The sequence below is a fragment of the Lentzea indica genome (assembly GCF_012184385.1).
GTDB lineage: Bacteria > Actinomycetota > Actinomycetes > Mycobacteriales > Pseudonocardiaceae > Lentzea > Lentzea indica.
On the sequence record NZ_VSRL01000217.1, the window covers coordinates 1 to 15,223 of the forward strand.

11 protein-coding genes and 3 pseudogenes are annotated in these 15,223 nt (G+C 69.8%); 8 read left to right on the forward strand and 6 right to left on the reverse strand.

Annotated elements, in window-relative coordinates; translation table 11 throughout:
• Positions 1 to 98 precede the first annotated feature (98 nt).
• The 3 genes and pseudogenes from FXN61_RS37670 to FXN61_RS37680 form a co-directional block, all read left to right on the forward strand.
• Positions 99 to 737, forward strand: a pseudogene (locus tag FXN61_RS37670) (SDR family oxidoreductase); the annotation flags it as partial.
• Positions 734 to 2,050: a rhamnulokinase gene (locus FXN61_RS37675; protein WP_167978698.1), complete on the forward strand. Its 1,317-nt coding sequence runs from the start codon at positions 734 to 736 to the stop codon at positions 2,048 to 2,050. The pseudogene FXN61_RS37670 and the gene FXN61_RS37675, both read left to right, overlap by 4 nt.
• A gap of 110 nt (positions 2,051 to 2,160) precedes the next feature.
• The gene (locus tag FXN61_RS37680) at positions 2,161 to 3,396 is read left to right on the forward strand and encodes an SGNH/GDSL hydrolase family protein (RefSeq protein WP_167978699.1); all 1,236 of its coding nucleotides are present in this window, start codon (positions 2,161 to 2,163) and stop codon (positions 3,394 to 3,396) included.
• On the opposite strand, the gene FXN61_RS37685 is transcribed toward FXN61_RS37680, so the two are convergent.
• The 4 genes from FXN61_RS37685 to FXN61_RS37700 all read right to left on the reverse strand — a co-directional run bounded on the left by FXN61_RS37685 (position 3,380) and on the right by FXN61_RS37700 (position 8,940).
• A complete protein-coding gene (locus FXN61_RS37685) occupies positions 3,380 to 6,463 on the reverse strand; it encodes a family 78 glycoside hydrolase catalytic domain (RefSeq protein WP_167978700.1) in 3,084 nt (1,027 codons plus the stop codon). The genes FXN61_RS37680 and FXN61_RS37685 overlap by 17 nt on opposite strands.
• Positions 6,464 to 6,681: 218 nt before the next feature.
• Entirely contained in the window at positions 6,682 to 6,930 is a 249-nt protein-coding gene (locus tag FXN61_RS37690) for a hypothetical protein (RefSeq protein WP_167978697.1), read from the reverse strand.
• Positions 6,920 to 7,462: an RNA polymerase sigma factor gene (locus tag FXN61_RS37695; protein WP_223165777.1), complete on the reverse strand. Its 543-nt coding sequence runs from the start codon at positions 7,460 to 7,462 to the stop codon at positions 6,920 to 6,922. The genes FXN61_RS37690 and FXN61_RS37695 overlap by 11 nt, the downstream gene beginning before the upstream one ends.
• Complete coding sequence (locus FXN61_RS37700) at positions 7,459 to 8,940, reverse strand: sodium:solute symporter family protein (RefSeq protein WP_167978702.1); 1,482 nt, start codon at positions 8,938 to 8,940, stop codon at positions 7,459 to 7,461. Before FXN61_RS37700 ends, FXN61_RS37695 begins: the two co-directional genes overlap by 4 nt.
• A 123-nt stretch (positions 8,941 to 9,063) precedes the next feature.
• Here FXN61_RS37700 and FXN61_RS37705 point away from each other — a divergent pair, with 123 nt between their 5' ends.
• The 3 genes from FXN61_RS37705 (at position 9,064) to FXN61_RS37715 (ending at position 11,778) form a co-directional block, all read left to right on the forward strand.
• The gene (locus tag FXN61_RS37705; protein WP_223165778.1) at positions 9,064 to 9,267 is read left to right on the forward strand and encodes a DUF3311 domain-containing protein; all 204 of its coding nucleotides are present in this window, start codon (positions 9,064 to 9,066) and stop codon (positions 9,265 to 9,267) included.
• Positions 9,264 to 9,593, forward strand: coding sequence for a hypothetical protein (locus tag FXN61_RS37710; RefSeq protein WP_167978703.1), 330 nt, complete (start codon positions 9,264 to 9,266; stop codon positions 9,591 to 9,593). The genes FXN61_RS37705 and FXN61_RS37710 overlap by 4 nt, the downstream gene beginning before the upstream one ends.
• 88 nt (positions 9,594 to 9,681) lie before the next feature.
• On the forward strand, positions 9,682 to 11,778 hold the full coding sequence (locus FXN61_RS37715; RefSeq protein ID WP_167978704.1) for a carbon starvation CstA family protein: 2,097 nt from the start codon (positions 9,682 to 9,684) through the stop codon (positions 11,776 to 11,778).
• Here the strand turns inward: FXN61_RS37715 and FXN61_RS37720 are convergent.
• Positions 11,770 to 13,788, reverse strand: a complete 2,019-nt coding sequence (locus FXN61_RS37720) for an ATP-binding protein (protein ID WP_376770792.1) — start codon at positions 13,786 to 13,788, stop codon at positions 11,770 to 11,772. The genes FXN61_RS37715 and FXN61_RS37720 overlap by 9 nt on opposite strands.
• A 54-nt stretch (positions 13,789 to 13,842) precedes the next feature.
• Positions 13,843 to 14,492: pseudogene (locus FXN61_RS53340) on the reverse strand (AfsR/SARP family transcriptional regulator); the annotation flags it as partial.
• Positions 14,493 to 14,584: 92 nt separating this feature from the next.
• Here FXN61_RS53340 and FXN61_RS37725 point away from each other — a divergent pair.
• Together FXN61_RS37725 and FXN61_RS37730 are read left to right on the forward strand one after the other, a co-directional pair.
• Positions 14,585 to 14,974: a RidA family protein gene (locus tag FXN61_RS37725; RefSeq protein ID WP_188135912.1), complete on the forward strand. Its 390-nt coding sequence runs from the start codon at positions 14,585 to 14,587 to the stop codon at positions 14,972 to 14,974.
• A 15-nt stretch (positions 14,975 to 14,989) separates the two neighbouring features.
• A pseudogene (locus FXN61_RS37730) lies at positions 14,990 to 15,223 on the forward strand (PPE domain-containing protein); the annotation flags it as partial.

Here is a 15,223-nt window from a genome sequence, read left to right on the forward strand (position 1 = left end):
GTCCGGTGTGGCGGACCTCGCCGAGGCTCAGGTCGATCGCGCTCCAGCCCGCACGGTAGATCAGGTAGCCGGTGAGCAGGAACATCACCACGTACACGGACGTGGCAGTGCCGGTGACCGTCGACGTCACCGACGCGGCGGGCATCGCCGACGCGTTCCGGGAAGCGGCGCTCGCGTTCGGCGGCGTGGACCTGGTGGTCAACAACGCCGGACTGTCGATCTCCAAGCCGCTAGAGGCGACCACCGAGGCCGACTGGGACCTGCAGCACGACGTGATGGCCAAGGGGTCGTTCCTGGTGTCACAGCAGGCGGCGAAGGTCATGCGTGCTCAGGCGATGGGCGGCGACATCATCTACATCTCCAGCAAGAACGCGGTCTTCGCCGGCCCGAACAACGTGGCGTACGGGGCGGCCAAGGCCGACCAGGCACACCAGGTCCGGTTGCTGGCGGCGGAACTCGGCGAGGACGGCATCCGCGTCAACGGCATCAACCCGGACGGCGTGGTCCGCGGCTCCGGCATCTTCGCCGGTGGCTGGGGCGCCCAGCGCGCGGCCGTCTACGGCGTGCCGGAGGAGAAGCTCGGCGAGTTCTACGCCCAGCGCACCCTGCTCAAGCGCGAGGTGCTGCCCGAGCACGTGGCCGCCGCGGTGTTCGCACTGACAGCAGGCGACCTGTCGCTCACGACCGGCCTGCACGTGCCGGTCGACGCCGGTGTCGCCGCGGCGTTCCTGCGATGACGGCAACGGTCGCGGCGGTCGATCTCGGCGCCTCCAGCGGCCGCGTGCTGCTGGGCCGCGTCGGCGACGGCAAGCTCTACACCGAGGAGGTGCACCGGTTCCCCAACGGGCCGGTGCGCCTGCTCGGCACCCTGCACTGGGACGTCCTGGCGCTGTACCGGGAAGTCCTCACCGGCCTGCACCTGGCAGCCGAACTGGACTCGGTCGGCCTCGACAGCATCGGCATCGACAGCTGGGCGGTCGACTACGGCCTGCTCGACGCGCGCGGAGCGTTGCTGGGCAACCCGGTGCACTACCGCGACTCCCGCACCGAGGGCATCACGCCCCAGGACGGCCTGTACCAGCTCAACGGGCTGCAGTTCCAGCCGTTCAACACCATGTTCCAGCTGATGGCCGAACCACTGCTCGCCCACGCCGCGCAGCTCCTGCTGATCCCTGACCTGCTCTCGTACTGGCTGACCGGCGAACGCGGCGCCGAGTACACCAACGCGACCACGACCGGGCTGATCGACGTCCGAAGTGGACAATGGTCGGCCGAGTTGACGCAGGATCTGCCGGTGGGCCTGCTGCCGGACCTGCGCCACCCCGGCGACCCCGCTGGCACGTACGAAGGCGTCCCGGTCACGGCGGTCGGCTCGCACGACACCGCGTCGGCGGTCGTCGCCGTGCCCGCCGAAACGGAACGGTTCGCCTACATCTCCTGCGGCACGTGGTCGTTGGTCGGTGTCGAGCTGGACGCTCCGGTGCTCTCTGAGGAGAGCAGGGCGGCCAACTTCACCAACGAGGGTGGCGTCGACGGCACGATCCGCTACCTCCGCAACGTGATGGGCCTCTGGCTGCTGCAGGAGTGCCTGAGGTGCTGGGACACCGGTCTGGAGCCGTTGCTGAAGGAAGCCGTGCACGCGCGAGGTTCGGTGTTCGACCCCAACGACCCGGTGTTCCTCCCGCCCGGTGACATGCCCGCGCGGATCCAGCGGCAGTGCGGGAAGACCATGACCAGGGCGGAGATCGTCCGGTCCATCTTGGACAGTCTGGCGCTGGCTCACCGCGACGCCATCGCGGACGCCCAGCGGTTGTCCGGCAAGGAAGTCGAGGTCGTGCACATCGTCGGCGGCGGCTCGCACAACGAGTTGTTGTGCCAGCTCACCGCCGACGCGTGCGGTATCCCGGTGGTCGCGGGCCCTGCAGAGGCGACCGCGCTGGGGAACGTCCTGGTGCAGGCACGTGCCGTGGGCGCGGTTCACGGCACGCTGGCCGACCTCAGGAAGCTGGTGCGGGAATCACAACCGTTGCGGCGCTATCTCCCGCGGTGACGTTCTCGAAAAGGTTTCGAAAATGAATTTGGCTTCGTTTGTCAATTGACGTCCATTTGTGCGCACTTCTAGGTTGATCTTTCGGTTCCTTTTCCGAAAGGGCGTGGAAGATGCGCAGGCGCTTGTTCCTCGGTCTGGCCGCCACCGGTGTGCTGACCCCGACAGCTGCCAGGGCCGAGGCCCCGGCGCGAACCGGCTGGGTCAACACCTGGACGTCCATGCCGCAGCTGACCGAGCCGCACAACATGCCGCCCCCGCCGTTCACCCAGGACGGCCTGGTGATGAACGACGCCACGCTGCGCCAGACCGTCCGCGTCACGGTCGGCGGCCGGCGGATGCGGTTGCGCTTCTCCAACGCGTTCGGCGGCGCGGTGCTGCCGATCACCGCGGTCACCGTCGCGCTGCCGAAGGACGGCCGCGCGGGTGTCAGTGCGATCCAGCCGGGCACGACGCGACGGATCACCTTCAGCGGACGGTCCTCTGTGGACGTTCCCAGAGGTGCGCTCGTGGTGTCCGACCCGCTGGACTTCGCCCTGACGCCCGGAATGATCGTCACGGTGACCGCCCATCTCGCCCACGGGCAGGCGTCCAACGACATCACCTCGCACCCCGGCTCCCGCACCACGTCCCACCTGCTGGCGGGCAACCACGTCGACTCGGCGGACCTGCCGGGCTCGACACCCACCGACCACTGGTACTTCCTCAGCGGCATCGAGGTGCTGTCGACCGCGCCGGCCGTCGTGATCATCGGTGACTCGCTGACCGACGGCCGAGGTTCCACCACCAACGGCAACGACCGCTGGCCAGACCGGTTCGCCGACCGGTTGCGCGGCGGCGTCGCAGTGCTGAACCAGGCAGCGGGCGGGAACCGGGTGCTCGCCGACGGCCTCGGCCCCAGCGTCCTGGCCCGTCTGGACCGGGACCTGCTGGCGCAGAGCGGGGTCCGGTGGCTGATCCTGTTCGAGGGCGTCAACGACATCGGCACGGCCGCCGCCACGGAAGTCGCCCAGAAACAGGTGGCCGATGATCTGATCGCGGCCTACCAGCAGATCGTCGACCGCGCCCACGCGCATGACATCAAGGTGTACGGCGCGACGCTCCTTCCCTTTGGTGGCCACAGCTACGACGACCCCGGCGGCTTCCACGAGGCGGCGAGGCAGACGGTCAACCGCTGGATCCGCACCAGCCGCCGCTTCGACGCCGTCATCGACTTCGACGCCACCGTCCGCGACCCGGCCACCCCGCGGCAGCTGCTTCCCGTCGCGGACGTCGGCGACCACCTGCACCTCAACCCCACGGGCTACCGCATGCTCGCCGAGGCCGTTCCGCTCAAGCTGTTCCGGTGAACGTCCATCGGCCGTGGGGTACGGATACCGCCGATGACCCTGGCACGTGCACCTCGGCGGTGGATCCCACCGGCACGTCGACGGTCAGCCGCAGCACGCCGTCGACCTTGGCCCACGCCACGCCGATGCGTCCGCGCACACTCTCGAATTCCAGCCGTGCCCACGACAACCCGGCGGTGGCGTTCGGCCGCACGGTGAACGTCCGGTAGCCCGCATCACCCGGCACCAGTCCGGCGACGTGCTCGTACAGCCACTGGGCGACCGTGCCCTTGAAGTAGTGGTTGCGCGAACGCGTGCCGGTGTCCCACATCTCCCACATGGTGTCGGCGCCGTTCGCGAACCAGTGACCCCAGCTCGGGTACGACCGCTCGGTGGCCATGGCGTGCGCGACGTCGGCGTGCCCGTTGTCGCTCAACGCCTTCAGCAGCACGCTGGCGCCGAGGCAGCCGACGTTGACGTGGTTGCCGTTCGCCCGGACCTCGGCGGCGAGCCGGTCCGCTACGGCCTGAACGGACCCGGCGGGCACCATGCCGAACGCCAGCGGGATCGCGTTGGACGTCTGCCGGTAGTCGGGATCCTTGGCAGTGCGGTAGTAGCCGTCGAGGAACGCCTTGTTGAACGCCGACAACAAACCGGCGGCGACCTCGCGATAACGCGGAACAGGCTTGCCGATCACGTCACCGAGCTCGGCGGTGTGCAGCAGAGCGCGATAGAGGTACGCGGTGGCGGTGAGCCGGGTGTCCTCGGGTGGCAGTCCACCGGAGCCGGGCGGCAGGAAGTCGCCGAGCGCGGTGACGGCGAGACCGTCGCGCAGCCTGCCGATCTCCCAGTCCAGGTACCGGGTGAGCACCGGCCAGTGCTGGGCGGGCAGCCGGTCGTCGCCGTAGATCCGGTACATCTCGCGCAGCACGAACGGGTACACGGTCGTCCACTCCGGCGCGGGCGCGAGCTCGCGGTAACCCCAGCCGCCGCTCGGCACGATCACCGGCAGCTGGCCGGCCGTGTCCTGGCTGTCCGCGAGGTCGCCGAGCCACTTGGTGAAGAACTTCGCCATGCCGAACTCGGCGAGCATCGACGGCGCGCCGACGTGCGCGTCCCCCGTCCAGCCGTTCTTCTCGTAGGTCGGCGTGTCGGTGGGGATGCCGTGCAGGTTGTTCACGACGGTCCGGCGCATCGCCGCGTCGTACTGTTCGAACAACGGCTCCGAGCAGCGGAACGTGCTCGCCCGCGGCACGTCCGAGTGCACAACGCGGCCGATCAGACTCTTTGGTGCCGAGGACAGTCCGGTGACCTCGACGTACCGGAAGCCCTTGTAGGAGAACTTCGGTTCCCACGTCTCCTCACGGCCCGCGCAGATGTACTCGTCGAGCTGGATGCGGCCGCCGGTCACATGGCCGTTCTCCATGTGCACGGTGCCGTCGGAGTTCAGCGTCTCGCCGTGCTTGAGCCGGACCACCGTGCCCGCCGGAGCGTTGACCGTGAGCTGCGTCCAGCCCGACATCGTGCGGCCCATGTCGGCCACGAACACGCCGGGCTTCGGTGAGGTGACCACCGGCGTGACCGACTCGACCACCCGGATCGGTTCGTGTTCCTGGGCTTTCAGGGTGCCCTTCGGAGCGGGACGGATCGGCGTGCTCTGCCATCGGGAGTCGTCGAAGCCGGGTTTGGTCCAGTCACGCGGGGCGAGCCGGGCGTCGTAGGTTTCGCCGGTGTACAGCGAGTTCGACAGCGTGGGGCCGTCGGTCAGGCGCCACGACTCGTCAGAGGCGATCGTCGTGCGGGTGCCGTCGGGGTGGTCGATCTCCAGCTGTGCCAGCAGTTTCGGCTCGTCGTGCCACGGCGGGCGCTCCCAGCGCCACACGTTCGGCGTCTTCATGCCGTAGAAACCGCGGCCGAGCGTCACGCCGATCGCGTTGCGGCCGGAGCGGACCAGCCCGGTGACGTCGTGCGTCGCGTACAGGACGGTGTTGTCGTAGTCGGTGAAGCCGGGATCGAGGACCCGGTCGCCGACGCGGCGGCCGTTGATCTCGGTCTCGTGGTAGGCCAGTCCGCTGACGTACAGCCTCGCGCTCTTGACCGGTTTGCTGAGGCTGAACTCCTTGCGCAGCAAGGGTGCGGGTTGCTCGCCGACCGTGACGTTCGAGCCCCACGGGCCCTGGCCGTACGGGTCGAGCACGGTCGCGGCGGTCCAGGCCGAGTCGTCGAAGTCCGGGGTCTGCCAACCGGGTTGCTCGGTGTCGGCCACCTTCCAGCCGGGCCCGGTGACGAGCTCGCGTCGGCCGTCTGGCAGGTCGACGAGCAACCGCAGCAGGAATCCGGCCGGTCCAGCCGATCGGTTCGTGGCGCGCGCGGCCAGCACGATTCGTTTGCCGCTCAGCAGACGGGTGACGTCGGCGCGTTGGCCGACCTTCCACACGTCGGTCTGCTCCGGCACTTGCAACGCCTCGGACCCGTTGACGTACAACGTGAAGTCGTCGTCCGCGGTCGCGACGAGCCGGGCCCGGACCGCGTCCGCGGGCAGGTCGAGCCGGGTCCGGAACCAGCGGCTCTCCGGTGGCGTGGTGGCCGACCAGATCCACGAGGCACCGGTGAAGCTGATCGAGGTGTCCGGCGCGCCGATCCACCGCGCCTGCCACGGCGTGCCGAGCAACGCCGTTTCCCACCAGCTGTTCGTGCTCCACGCCGACAGCCGGCCTGCGCTGTCCCACACCCGTACTCGCCAGTGGTAACGCGTGCGCGGCCGCAGCTCCTTGCCGCCGAACGGAATCCCCGTCGTGCGGTCCGAGTTGACCCGGCCGGACCGCCACACGTCCGCACGTCCGGGCGCGGTGCCGACCTCGACCTGGTAGGCCGTCTGCCGCGCGCCGGTACCGCCCGCCGCGAGCACCCAGCTCAGCCGTGGCACCGTGACATCGGTGCCCAGCAACGTCTCCGCGTACTCGACGGTGGTGCGCACGACCCGCAACCCGCTCGCCCTGCCCTCCGGTTCGGCCTGTGCCGTCCCGACCGGCAACGCCGTCGCGGACAGCCCGACCGCCGATGATTTCAGGAACACCCGTCGCCGCACGTCTTCTCCACCTTCGTCGCTGGATGAAACGTTTCAATTTCTGGGGCGAGAGCCAGCGTGTAAGGCACAACAAGACACGTCAAGATGTTCCCTGCAAGCCTGTCCACAACCGGACAGTCGGTTGAAACGCTTCAATCAGCGGGACGACCCACTCTGCCACCGATGCCCCGCGCATCGAGGCGACGTGAACGCGCCACCGCGGGTGGTGACTCCCCTGTTCAGCGTGAGCGCGTGTGATCGATGAAGATGATGTGCTGGTCGGGACGGGCGTCGTTGAGCGCCCAGAGCGCGATGCCGTTGGTCGCCAGAACGACCGCGGTCGCCAGCGCCGCGACGATCAGCCGGCGGCGGCGTTCCTTGCGGCGCCACCGGGTCCGCACCTCGCGGTAGGCGTCGGGCGACGTCGTCACCTCGGAGGCGACGCTGCGGAGGGCCTCTTCCAGCCGTTGTTCGCCGCTAGTCGTCATCCTGCGCCTCCAGCACCTTGCCCAGTTTCGCCATGCCGCGCGCGGTGTGGGCCTTGACCGCACCCGCGCTGATGCCCATCGCCTCGGCGATCTCGACCTCCTTCAGGCTCAGCCAGTACCGCAGCACCAGCGCTTCTCGCTGCCGCTCCGGCAGTTCGCGGAGCGCCGCCACCAACGCGCGCTGGTCGTCGCGCACCATGGCCTGGGACTCCGCGGACGCCACGTCCTCGCGCACCCACTCGACGTGCTTGCGCACGACCTGCAGGTGCCGGACGCGCATCCGGACCCGGTTCACGATGACCGCACGCAAATAGGGTAGCGCCGCCTGCTCCGAGCGCAGCCGTTTCCAGCCCCGGTGCAGCTCGCAGAACGCGTCGGCCACCACGTCCTCCGCGTCGGACTCCGCGCCGAGCAGGATCGCGAGCCGCACCAGTTCCAGGTGATGCCGGTGGAACAGGGCGGCCAGGGCGGCCTCCCGGTCGGCGTCGCGGCCGGCGAGGGTCTCGACGGTGTCGGGTACTTCCTCGTTCACCGTCGCCACACCGCGCTCACCGCGAACGCGACCACCAGGTTCGCCGCGAGCGCGATCACCGCCGCGTAGACCTGGAGGCCGCCGATGACCACCACGGCCGAGAACCCACCGGAGGTGACCAGGAGCGTGCCCGTCAGCATGCCGACGGCCCAGCCTGCCAGCATGCCGGCGGGTGACAGCCTGCGGGTGAGCGCGCCGAGCACCACCGCGGGGAACGTCTGCAGCACCCACACCCCGCCCAGCAGCTGCAGGTTGATCGTGTCCTGCGCGGCGAGCAGCAGCACGAACCCGAGCGCGCCGAACTTCACCAGCAGCGACACGAACCGCGCGATCGACGTTTGCTGCTTCGGCGTGGTGTTCGGGTTGACGTACTCCACGTAGACGTTGCGGGTGAACAACATCGCCGCGGCGACCGACATGATCGACGCCGGGACCAGCGCCCCCACCGCCAGCGCGCCGAAGATCGCGCCCGCCGCCCAGCCCGGCATCAGCTGCGTGATCATCGTCGGCACGGCCAGCTCGGCACTGCCCTCTGCGACGACCACGCCCAGTGCGTGCGCGGCGATGCCGAGGAACGCGAACAGGCCCAGCAGTGCCGTCCATCCCAGCAGTGCCACGGAGTTGCGGCGCAGCACCTGCTCGCCGCGCGCCGCGAACGCCGCCGTCAGCACGTGCGGGTACATCAGCAACGCCAGCGCCGATCCGACCGCGAGCGTCACGTACGCGGTCGACAGGCCGGGATCGAGGTGGGTGGTGACCACCCCGCCGTCGACACCGGCCGACACGAGGTCCGGCGGGCCGGTCGACCGTCGCTCCGCCTCGGCGAACAGGCGGGCGGGCGAGCCCAGCAGCGCCATGATCACCACGATCGCCGCGAACACCAGCACGCCCTTGAGGAAGCCGATCACCGCCGCCGCGCGCAGCCCGTTGCGGTAGGTGGCCACCGCCAGCACCGCGAACACGACGCCCAGGATCACGTCACCGGTCACGCCGGCCGGGTAGACACCGAGCACGATCAGCACCGTGCGGATTCCCAGCAACTGCAGTGCCACGTAGGGCATCGTCACCAGGATCCCCGTCAGCGCCACGGCGAGCGCCAGCCCCGGTGAGTCGTACCGGACCCGCACCACGTCGGCGATCGTCACCGCGCCGACGTCCCTGGCCTCGCGCCACAGCTTGGGCAGCAACCAGAACGCCAGCGGGTACACGATGATCGTGTACGGCAGCGCGAAGAACCCGATCGCGCCCTCGGCGTAGACCACGCCCGGCACGGCGACGAACGTGTAGGCCGTGTAGATCGTGCCGCCGAGCAGGAACCACGTGGTGACGGTGCCGAACCGGCGGCTCGCCACCGCCCAGTCCGTCGGCGTCGGCAGCACGTCGGCGCGGTAGAACCAGCGGGCGGCCACCGCCACCGCGGACGTCAGCACGAGGACGGCCCCGAACGCGAGCAGCGCGGGCACGTCGACTCCGGTCACGACTCGTCCTCCTCGTCGGGCACCGGCGCAACATACGCGACAAAAAATTTCCGCGTCTGTGTAAACCGAACGAGCGCCCCGCGCAACTAATGGGTCAGAGCCCCACGAGGAGGAGGTGCGACGGTGCGCCTGCGAAGTTCACGGCCCGCGATCACGGTGGTACTGCTGGTGCTGCCCTGCCTCACCGCGATGGCGGTGCCCCTGTACGCACGGGCCGAACCTCGCCTCGCCGGCGTGCCTTTCTTCTACTGGTACCAGTTCGGGTGCCTCATCGTCACCGTCCTGTGTCTCTCCGTGGCGCTCCGGTTGCACCGGGAGGACGCGTGACGTTCCGGCTGGACACCTTGGCGTGCAACGAACTCCGGCCACACGAAGTCGTCGTGGTCGACTGGCACGTCACCGGAATGTGTTGTGCCGACTCCGGTGAGTTCTCCGTGCGCGTCATGCGCCGCGGCAAACTGCACCGCGGCCTGCGAGCGGTCGACGCGCTGCCACAGGGCGCCGTCTACGCACATCCCACCGCCTGGGCACATCTGGCCCGTCGCGACGTCACGGTGAGCTGCCGCCGCATCGGGCCGATCCGCTGGTTCACCACCGATCTGCCACCGGACGCGGGCCTGCGCGCCTGCATGGGCCGCCTACCGCCCGGCTGAGCCGAAACCACACCCGCCCAACCGACCGCTCACCACGAGCGGCCGGCCGGGTTCGCGCACTCTTTTTCAACGCTGACAAGGAGTTCCATTGAACAAGACCAGGTTGCGGTCAGTCCTGGTGTGGTCGGTCGTCGCTGCCGTGGGAGCGGTCGCCTGGGCGGTGCTCGCACTGTCCAGGGGCGAGAACGTGTCCGCGGTGTGGCTGGTCGCCGCCGCGCTCGGCTCGTACGCCATCGCCTACCGCTTCTACGCCCGGTTCATCACCAAGCGGGTGCTGAAGGTGGACGACACCCGCGCGACCCCCGCGGAACGGCTCGACGACGGTGTGGACTTCCAGCCCACCGACCGCCGTGTCCTCTTCGGACACCACTTCGCCGCGATCGCGGGCGCCGGTCCGCTGGTGGGTCCGGTGCTCGCCGCTCAGATGGGTTATCTGCCCGGCACGATCTGGATCATCGTCGGCGTGATCTTCGCCGGAGCGGTGCAGGACATGGTCACCCTGTTCTTCTCGATGCGGCGTGACGGCAAGAGTCTGGGGCAGATGGCGCGTGACGAGATCGGGCCGATCGGCGGCGCGGCGGCGCTGGTCGGCGTCTTCGCCATCATGATCATCCTGCTGGCGGTGCTGGCGCTGGTCGTGGTCAACGCGCTGGCGAAGTCGCCATGGGGCACCTTCTCGATCGCGATGACCATCCCCATCGCGCTGTTCATGGGTTTCTACCTCAGGGTCATCAGGCCCGGCCGCGTGGTCGAGACGAGCGCCATCGGCGTCGTGCTGTTGCTGGCCGCCATCGTCGCCGGCGGCTGGGTGCAGACCTCGAGCTGGGCCGGGTTCTTCACCCTCGAGCCGAAGACGCTCGTGCTGTGGCTGGTGGGCTACGGGTTCGTCGCCTCGGTGCTGCCGGTGTGGATGCTGCTCGCGCCGCGCGACTACCTGTCCACGTTCATGAAGATCGGCACCATCGTGCTGCTCGCGGTGGGCGTCCTGGTCACCGCGCCCGTGCTGCGCACCGAGGCGTTCACGGACTTCGCGTTCAGCGGCACCGGTCCGGTGTTCGCCGGGTCGCTGTTCCCGTTCGTGTTCATCACGATCGCCTGCGGCGCTCTGTCCGGATTCCACTCCCTGATCGCGTCGGGCACCACCCCGAAGCTGATCCAGAAGGAGTCCCAGGTCCGCCTGATCGGCTACGGCGCGATGCTCGCCGAGTCCTTCGTCGCGATCATGGCGCTGATCGCCGCGTGCATGCTCGACCCCGGCATCTACTTCGCGATGAACTCCCCCGCCGGCGTCGTCGGCACGACCGTGCAGACGGCCTCTGAAGCCGTCAGCAATCTCGGCTTCACCATCACGCCCGCCGAGCTGCAGGCCGCGGCGGCGGCGGTGCAGGAGAGCACGCTCGTCGCCCGCACCGGTGGCGCACCCACGTTCGCCGTGGGCATGTCCGAGATCTTCGCGGAGTTCCTCGGCGGTGACGCGATGAAGGCGTTCTGGTACCACTTCGCGATCATGTTCGAGGCGCTGTTCATCCTCACCACGGTGGACGCGGGCACCAGGGTCGGCCGGTTCATGCTGCAGGACGCCCTCGGCAACGTGTGGAAGCCCTTCGCGCGGGTGTCCTGGCGACCGGGGCTCTGGATCTGCAGCGCCGCCGTGGTGCTCGCGTGGGGCTACTTCCTCTACGCCGGTGTGAGCGACCCGTTGGGCGGGATCAACCAGCTGTTCCCGTTGTTCGGCATCGCGAACCAGCTCCTGGCGGCGATCGCGCTGACCGTGTGCACCACCCTGCTGATCAAGAGCGGCCGGGTGAAGTGGGCCTGGGTCACCGGTGTTCCGCTCGCGTGGGACGTGGCGGTGACGCTGACGGCCAGCTGGCAGAAGGTGTTCAGCTCCGACCCGAAGCTCGGTTTCTTCGCGCAGCGGGAGAAGTACGCCGACGCGCTCGCGCAGGGCAAGCTGCTGGCACCCGCGAAGAACACCGACCAGATGGAGGCGATCATCACCAACTCCACTGTGGACGGTGTGCTGGCCGCGGTGTTCGCGTTGCTGGTGATCATCGTGATCGCCGACGCGATGCGGGTGTGGCGAAAGGCTCTGCTCGGCCGCACGCCACCGACCTCCGAGACGCCCTACGTGGCATCCGCTCTGCCCGCGCCACCGAGGTTGACGGATCTCGCCTCACGTTGAGCGGCGCTGCCAGGTCTCCGACGAGGAGGCCTGGCGCGACGCCGGCAGTTCCACCACGCCGAGCCGCAGGTGGATCCAGCCGGCCGCCTCGCGGTGCGAGGCCGCCGCCACCGTGTCACCGAAGTCCACCAGCAGATCCGCGATCACCAGGTGGAACAGCGCCACGTGCCGCAGATCCCACACCTGTTCCGCCAGCCGCAGACCGTCCTCGAAGGCCCGCAACGCCTCTGTGGTCCTGCCGGTCGCCCGCAACACCGATCCCGCTGTGTACAACGCCGTGGCGTGCGCCGCGGACGGCGGCAGGCCGGCGTGCAGTGCCAGTGCCTCCCGCGCCGGTGCCAGCGCCTCGGCCGCTTCGTTCCTGCGCAGCAACGCGTTCGCGAGATGGTCGAGCACGGCGGTCTGGGCGCGGACGTCCCCCGACGCGCGGGTGATCTCCAGCGCCTCCGCGATCCGTTCCCGCGCGTCGGCGAGGTTCCCGGTCGCCGCCAGGCAGTAGCCGAGGTTCGCCCTGGCCATGCCCTCGACCTTGCCGCTGGCCAGTCGCACGGCGCGCCGGGACTCGCGGACGGCGTCCTCCAGCTCGCCCAGGTCGGCGAGGGCGGCGCTTTCGCTCACCAGCAGCCGGGCTTCCGCCTCCCGGTCACCGCGGGCGGCCTCGAGGCCCGTCCTGCACACCTTCACCCGGTCGACGAGGTTGCCGTTCTGCACGTAGAAGGCGTCGAGGCACAACGCCAGCTGCCACGTGCGCCACCCGTCACCGACCTCCAGCAGCAGCCGCAGGTTGTGCTCCTCCAGCTCGAACCACTCCATCGCCGACCGGTAGGACGTGAGCTCCGGGAAGCTCGCCGGGCGGTGCACCGGCGTCGTGACCGGCTCCGGCTCATCGGACAACAGTGCCCTGGCGGTGTCCGCCACGTGCAGGTGGTAGTCGAGCAACCGGTCGACGCTCTCCCGGTTGTCGGCGCCCTCCACGAGTTGCCGGGCGAACAGACGCACCAGGTCGTGCCGCGCGTACCGGTCCGGTGTGACCTCGTGCAGCAGGCTCGCGGACGCGACTGTGCGCAGGTGAGTGCGCGCGGTCACGACGTTCACGTCCAGCAGTGCCGCCGCGGCGTAGCTGTCGATGTCGATGCCGGGATACAGACCGAGGCTGCGGAACGTCCGCGCCGCGCCTTCCGGCAGCTCCCGGTAGCTCACCGCCAGTGCCGCCTGCACGCCGCGGCCCTGTTCGGGCAGCGTGAACGCCGCGAGCCTGCTCTGCTCGTCCCGCAGCTCGTCGACCAGCGCCTGGATCGTCCACCTCGGCCGGGAGGCCAGTCGTGCGCTCACGATGCGCAGTGCGAGCGGGAGGCCGTCGCAGAGGTCGATCAGCTCCGCGGTCGCCTCCGGCTCCTGCTCGGTCCGATGACGTCCGAGGCCCGTCGTCAGCAGTTCGCTCGCGGTCTGGTCGTCGAGGGTGCCCACACCGAGCACGGCGGCGCCCTCGGTCACCACGAGGTCGTCGAGGCCGTGCCTGCTCGTGACGAGCACCAGGCAGCCCGGCGAGCCCGGCAGCAGCGGGCGCACCTGCTCCACCGAGCGGGCGTTGTCCAGCACGACGAGGACGCGCCGGTGGGCCAGCAGCGACCGGTACTGGCCGGCGAGTGCGTCCAGACCACCGGACAGGCGCACGTTCTCCACGCCGAGCGCGCGCAGGAAACCGACGAGCACGGTCTTCACTTCGAGCGGCTTGCGCTCCGCGAACCCGCACAGGTCGACGAACAACTGGCCGTCGGGGAACCGGTCCGCGACGCGGTGCGCCCAGCGCAGGGCGAGCGCCGTCTTGCCCACCCCAGGCGGACCGGCCAGCAGGCCGATGCCCGAGTCCCCGAGCAGACGGTCGAGCAGGGAGAGCTCGATGTCGCGGCCGACGAACCCGCGGTGCTCGTGCGGCAGCTGTGCCGGGACCTGGACGCGCGGCCGGCCCTGACGCGGCAGCTGCTGGGACGGGTCCGTGTCGGTCAGCACGGCGTGGTGCGCGGTCCGCAGCTCGGCACCGGGGTCGACGCCCAGTTCGTCCGCGAGCCGCGCGCGGGTCCGTCCGAACAGGTCCAGCGCCTCGGCCTGGCGACCGGCGTTGTGCAGGCGAGCACCAGCCTGGCGACGAGCGGTTCACGCAGTGGATGCTCCTCCGCCGCAGCGCGCAGGCTCGTCACCGCCTCCGCTGCGCGCCCGAGCACGATCAGCCGCGCGCCCAGCTCCTCGACGGCGGTGAGCCGCAGTTCTTCGAGCCGGGCCTCGTACGCCTCGTGCAACCGCCTGCTCGGCACGTCCACCAGGAACGGTCCGCGCCACAGCTCCAGCGCCGAGGTCAGCTTCTCGGCCGCTGTCTCGTCGTCGGCCTTCCGCGCGGCGGCGACCAGGTCCTCGAAGAGGAACACGTCCACCGCGTGACGGTCTCCCGCGAGCACGTAGCCGGGGACGCGGGTCACCAGGTCCAGGGTGGACCCGAGCAACTTGCGCAGCTGGGCGATGTGGCCCTGCAGCGCCGCTTTCGCCTGCGGCGGCGGGGCGCCGTCCCACACGAGCGACAGCAGCCGGTCGCCGGAGACGATCCGGTTGAGCTCGAGCGCCAGCGCCGCGAGGACCGCGCGCCGCTTCGTCGCGGCGAGCGTCACGGACTCCCCGCCGGTGGGCACCAGCTCGACCGTCCCGAGGAGGTTGACGCGCATTGTCCGTACTTCCTCCGGCGATCAGCTCGGCTCTGTCAGCAACATTGGTGGCACGTTGGGCCGGCGTTGGCGAGTTCGCCAATGCTCGGGCCATGCACCTCGTGGACTCGCAGTCGCCGCCGCCTGCCGATGGAAAGGCCGTCGCTCTTAATAACAGCGTCACCTCCGGCGAAGTTACGCTCGACCCCGCGACCGGCGAGGAGCTGCGCAAGACGCTCCGCGAGCAGATCGACCAGGTCGACTCCTGGCTCGAGCGCGCGGGCAGACTCGCGCGCCCGGCGCCGTTGGGTGCCAATCCTGTCGGTCAGGCGATGACATACAAATTCGAACACCGCGCTGACGGCGAAGTTCACTCGTTCGTGAGCGTAATGACGGCCTACCGCACCGTTCTGGAACAAACGCACGAGGCGGTCAGCACGGCGATCCGCAACTACCACCAGGTCGACACCGACGCCTCGGCCGACATCACCAAGCACGGCTGAGGAGGAGAGGCTGCCATGGTCCCGGAGAACGACCTGGTGCTGCGCGACTCCCAGAACTGGGCCTCACGCTCCCACCGCCAGCTGTACGACTCGGTCCACCACTTCAACGATCCCGGCCAGACCGGTGAGATCGGATCCGAGTGGGCCCAGTTCGGCGCGGAGCTCACCGAGTCCGCGCAGCTCATCGCCAAGCGCGTCGCGGCGAGCGAGTCCGGCTGGACCGGCACGGCCGCCGAGGGCGCGCGGGCC

What these genes read in the sequence shown, in the direction of transcription:
- FXN61_RS37690 (WP_167978697.1), bottom strand. Translation starts at nt 6,930, where the DNA reads ATGACGACTAGCGGCGAACAACGGCTGGAAGAGGCCCTCCGCAGCGTC.
- FXN61_RS37675 (WP_167978698.1), top strand. Translation starts at nt 734, where the DNA reads ATGACGGCAACGGTCGCGGCGGTCGATCTCGGCGCCTCCAGCGGCCGC.
- FXN61_RS37725 (WP_188135912.1), top strand. Translation starts at nt 14,585, where the DNA reads ATGCACCTCGTGGACTCGCAGTCGCCGCCGCCTGCCGATGGAAAGGCC.
- FXN61_RS37680 (WP_167978699.1), top strand. Translation starts at nt 2,161, where the DNA reads ATGCGCAGGCGCTTGTTCCTCGGTCTGGCCGCCACCGGTGTGCTGACC.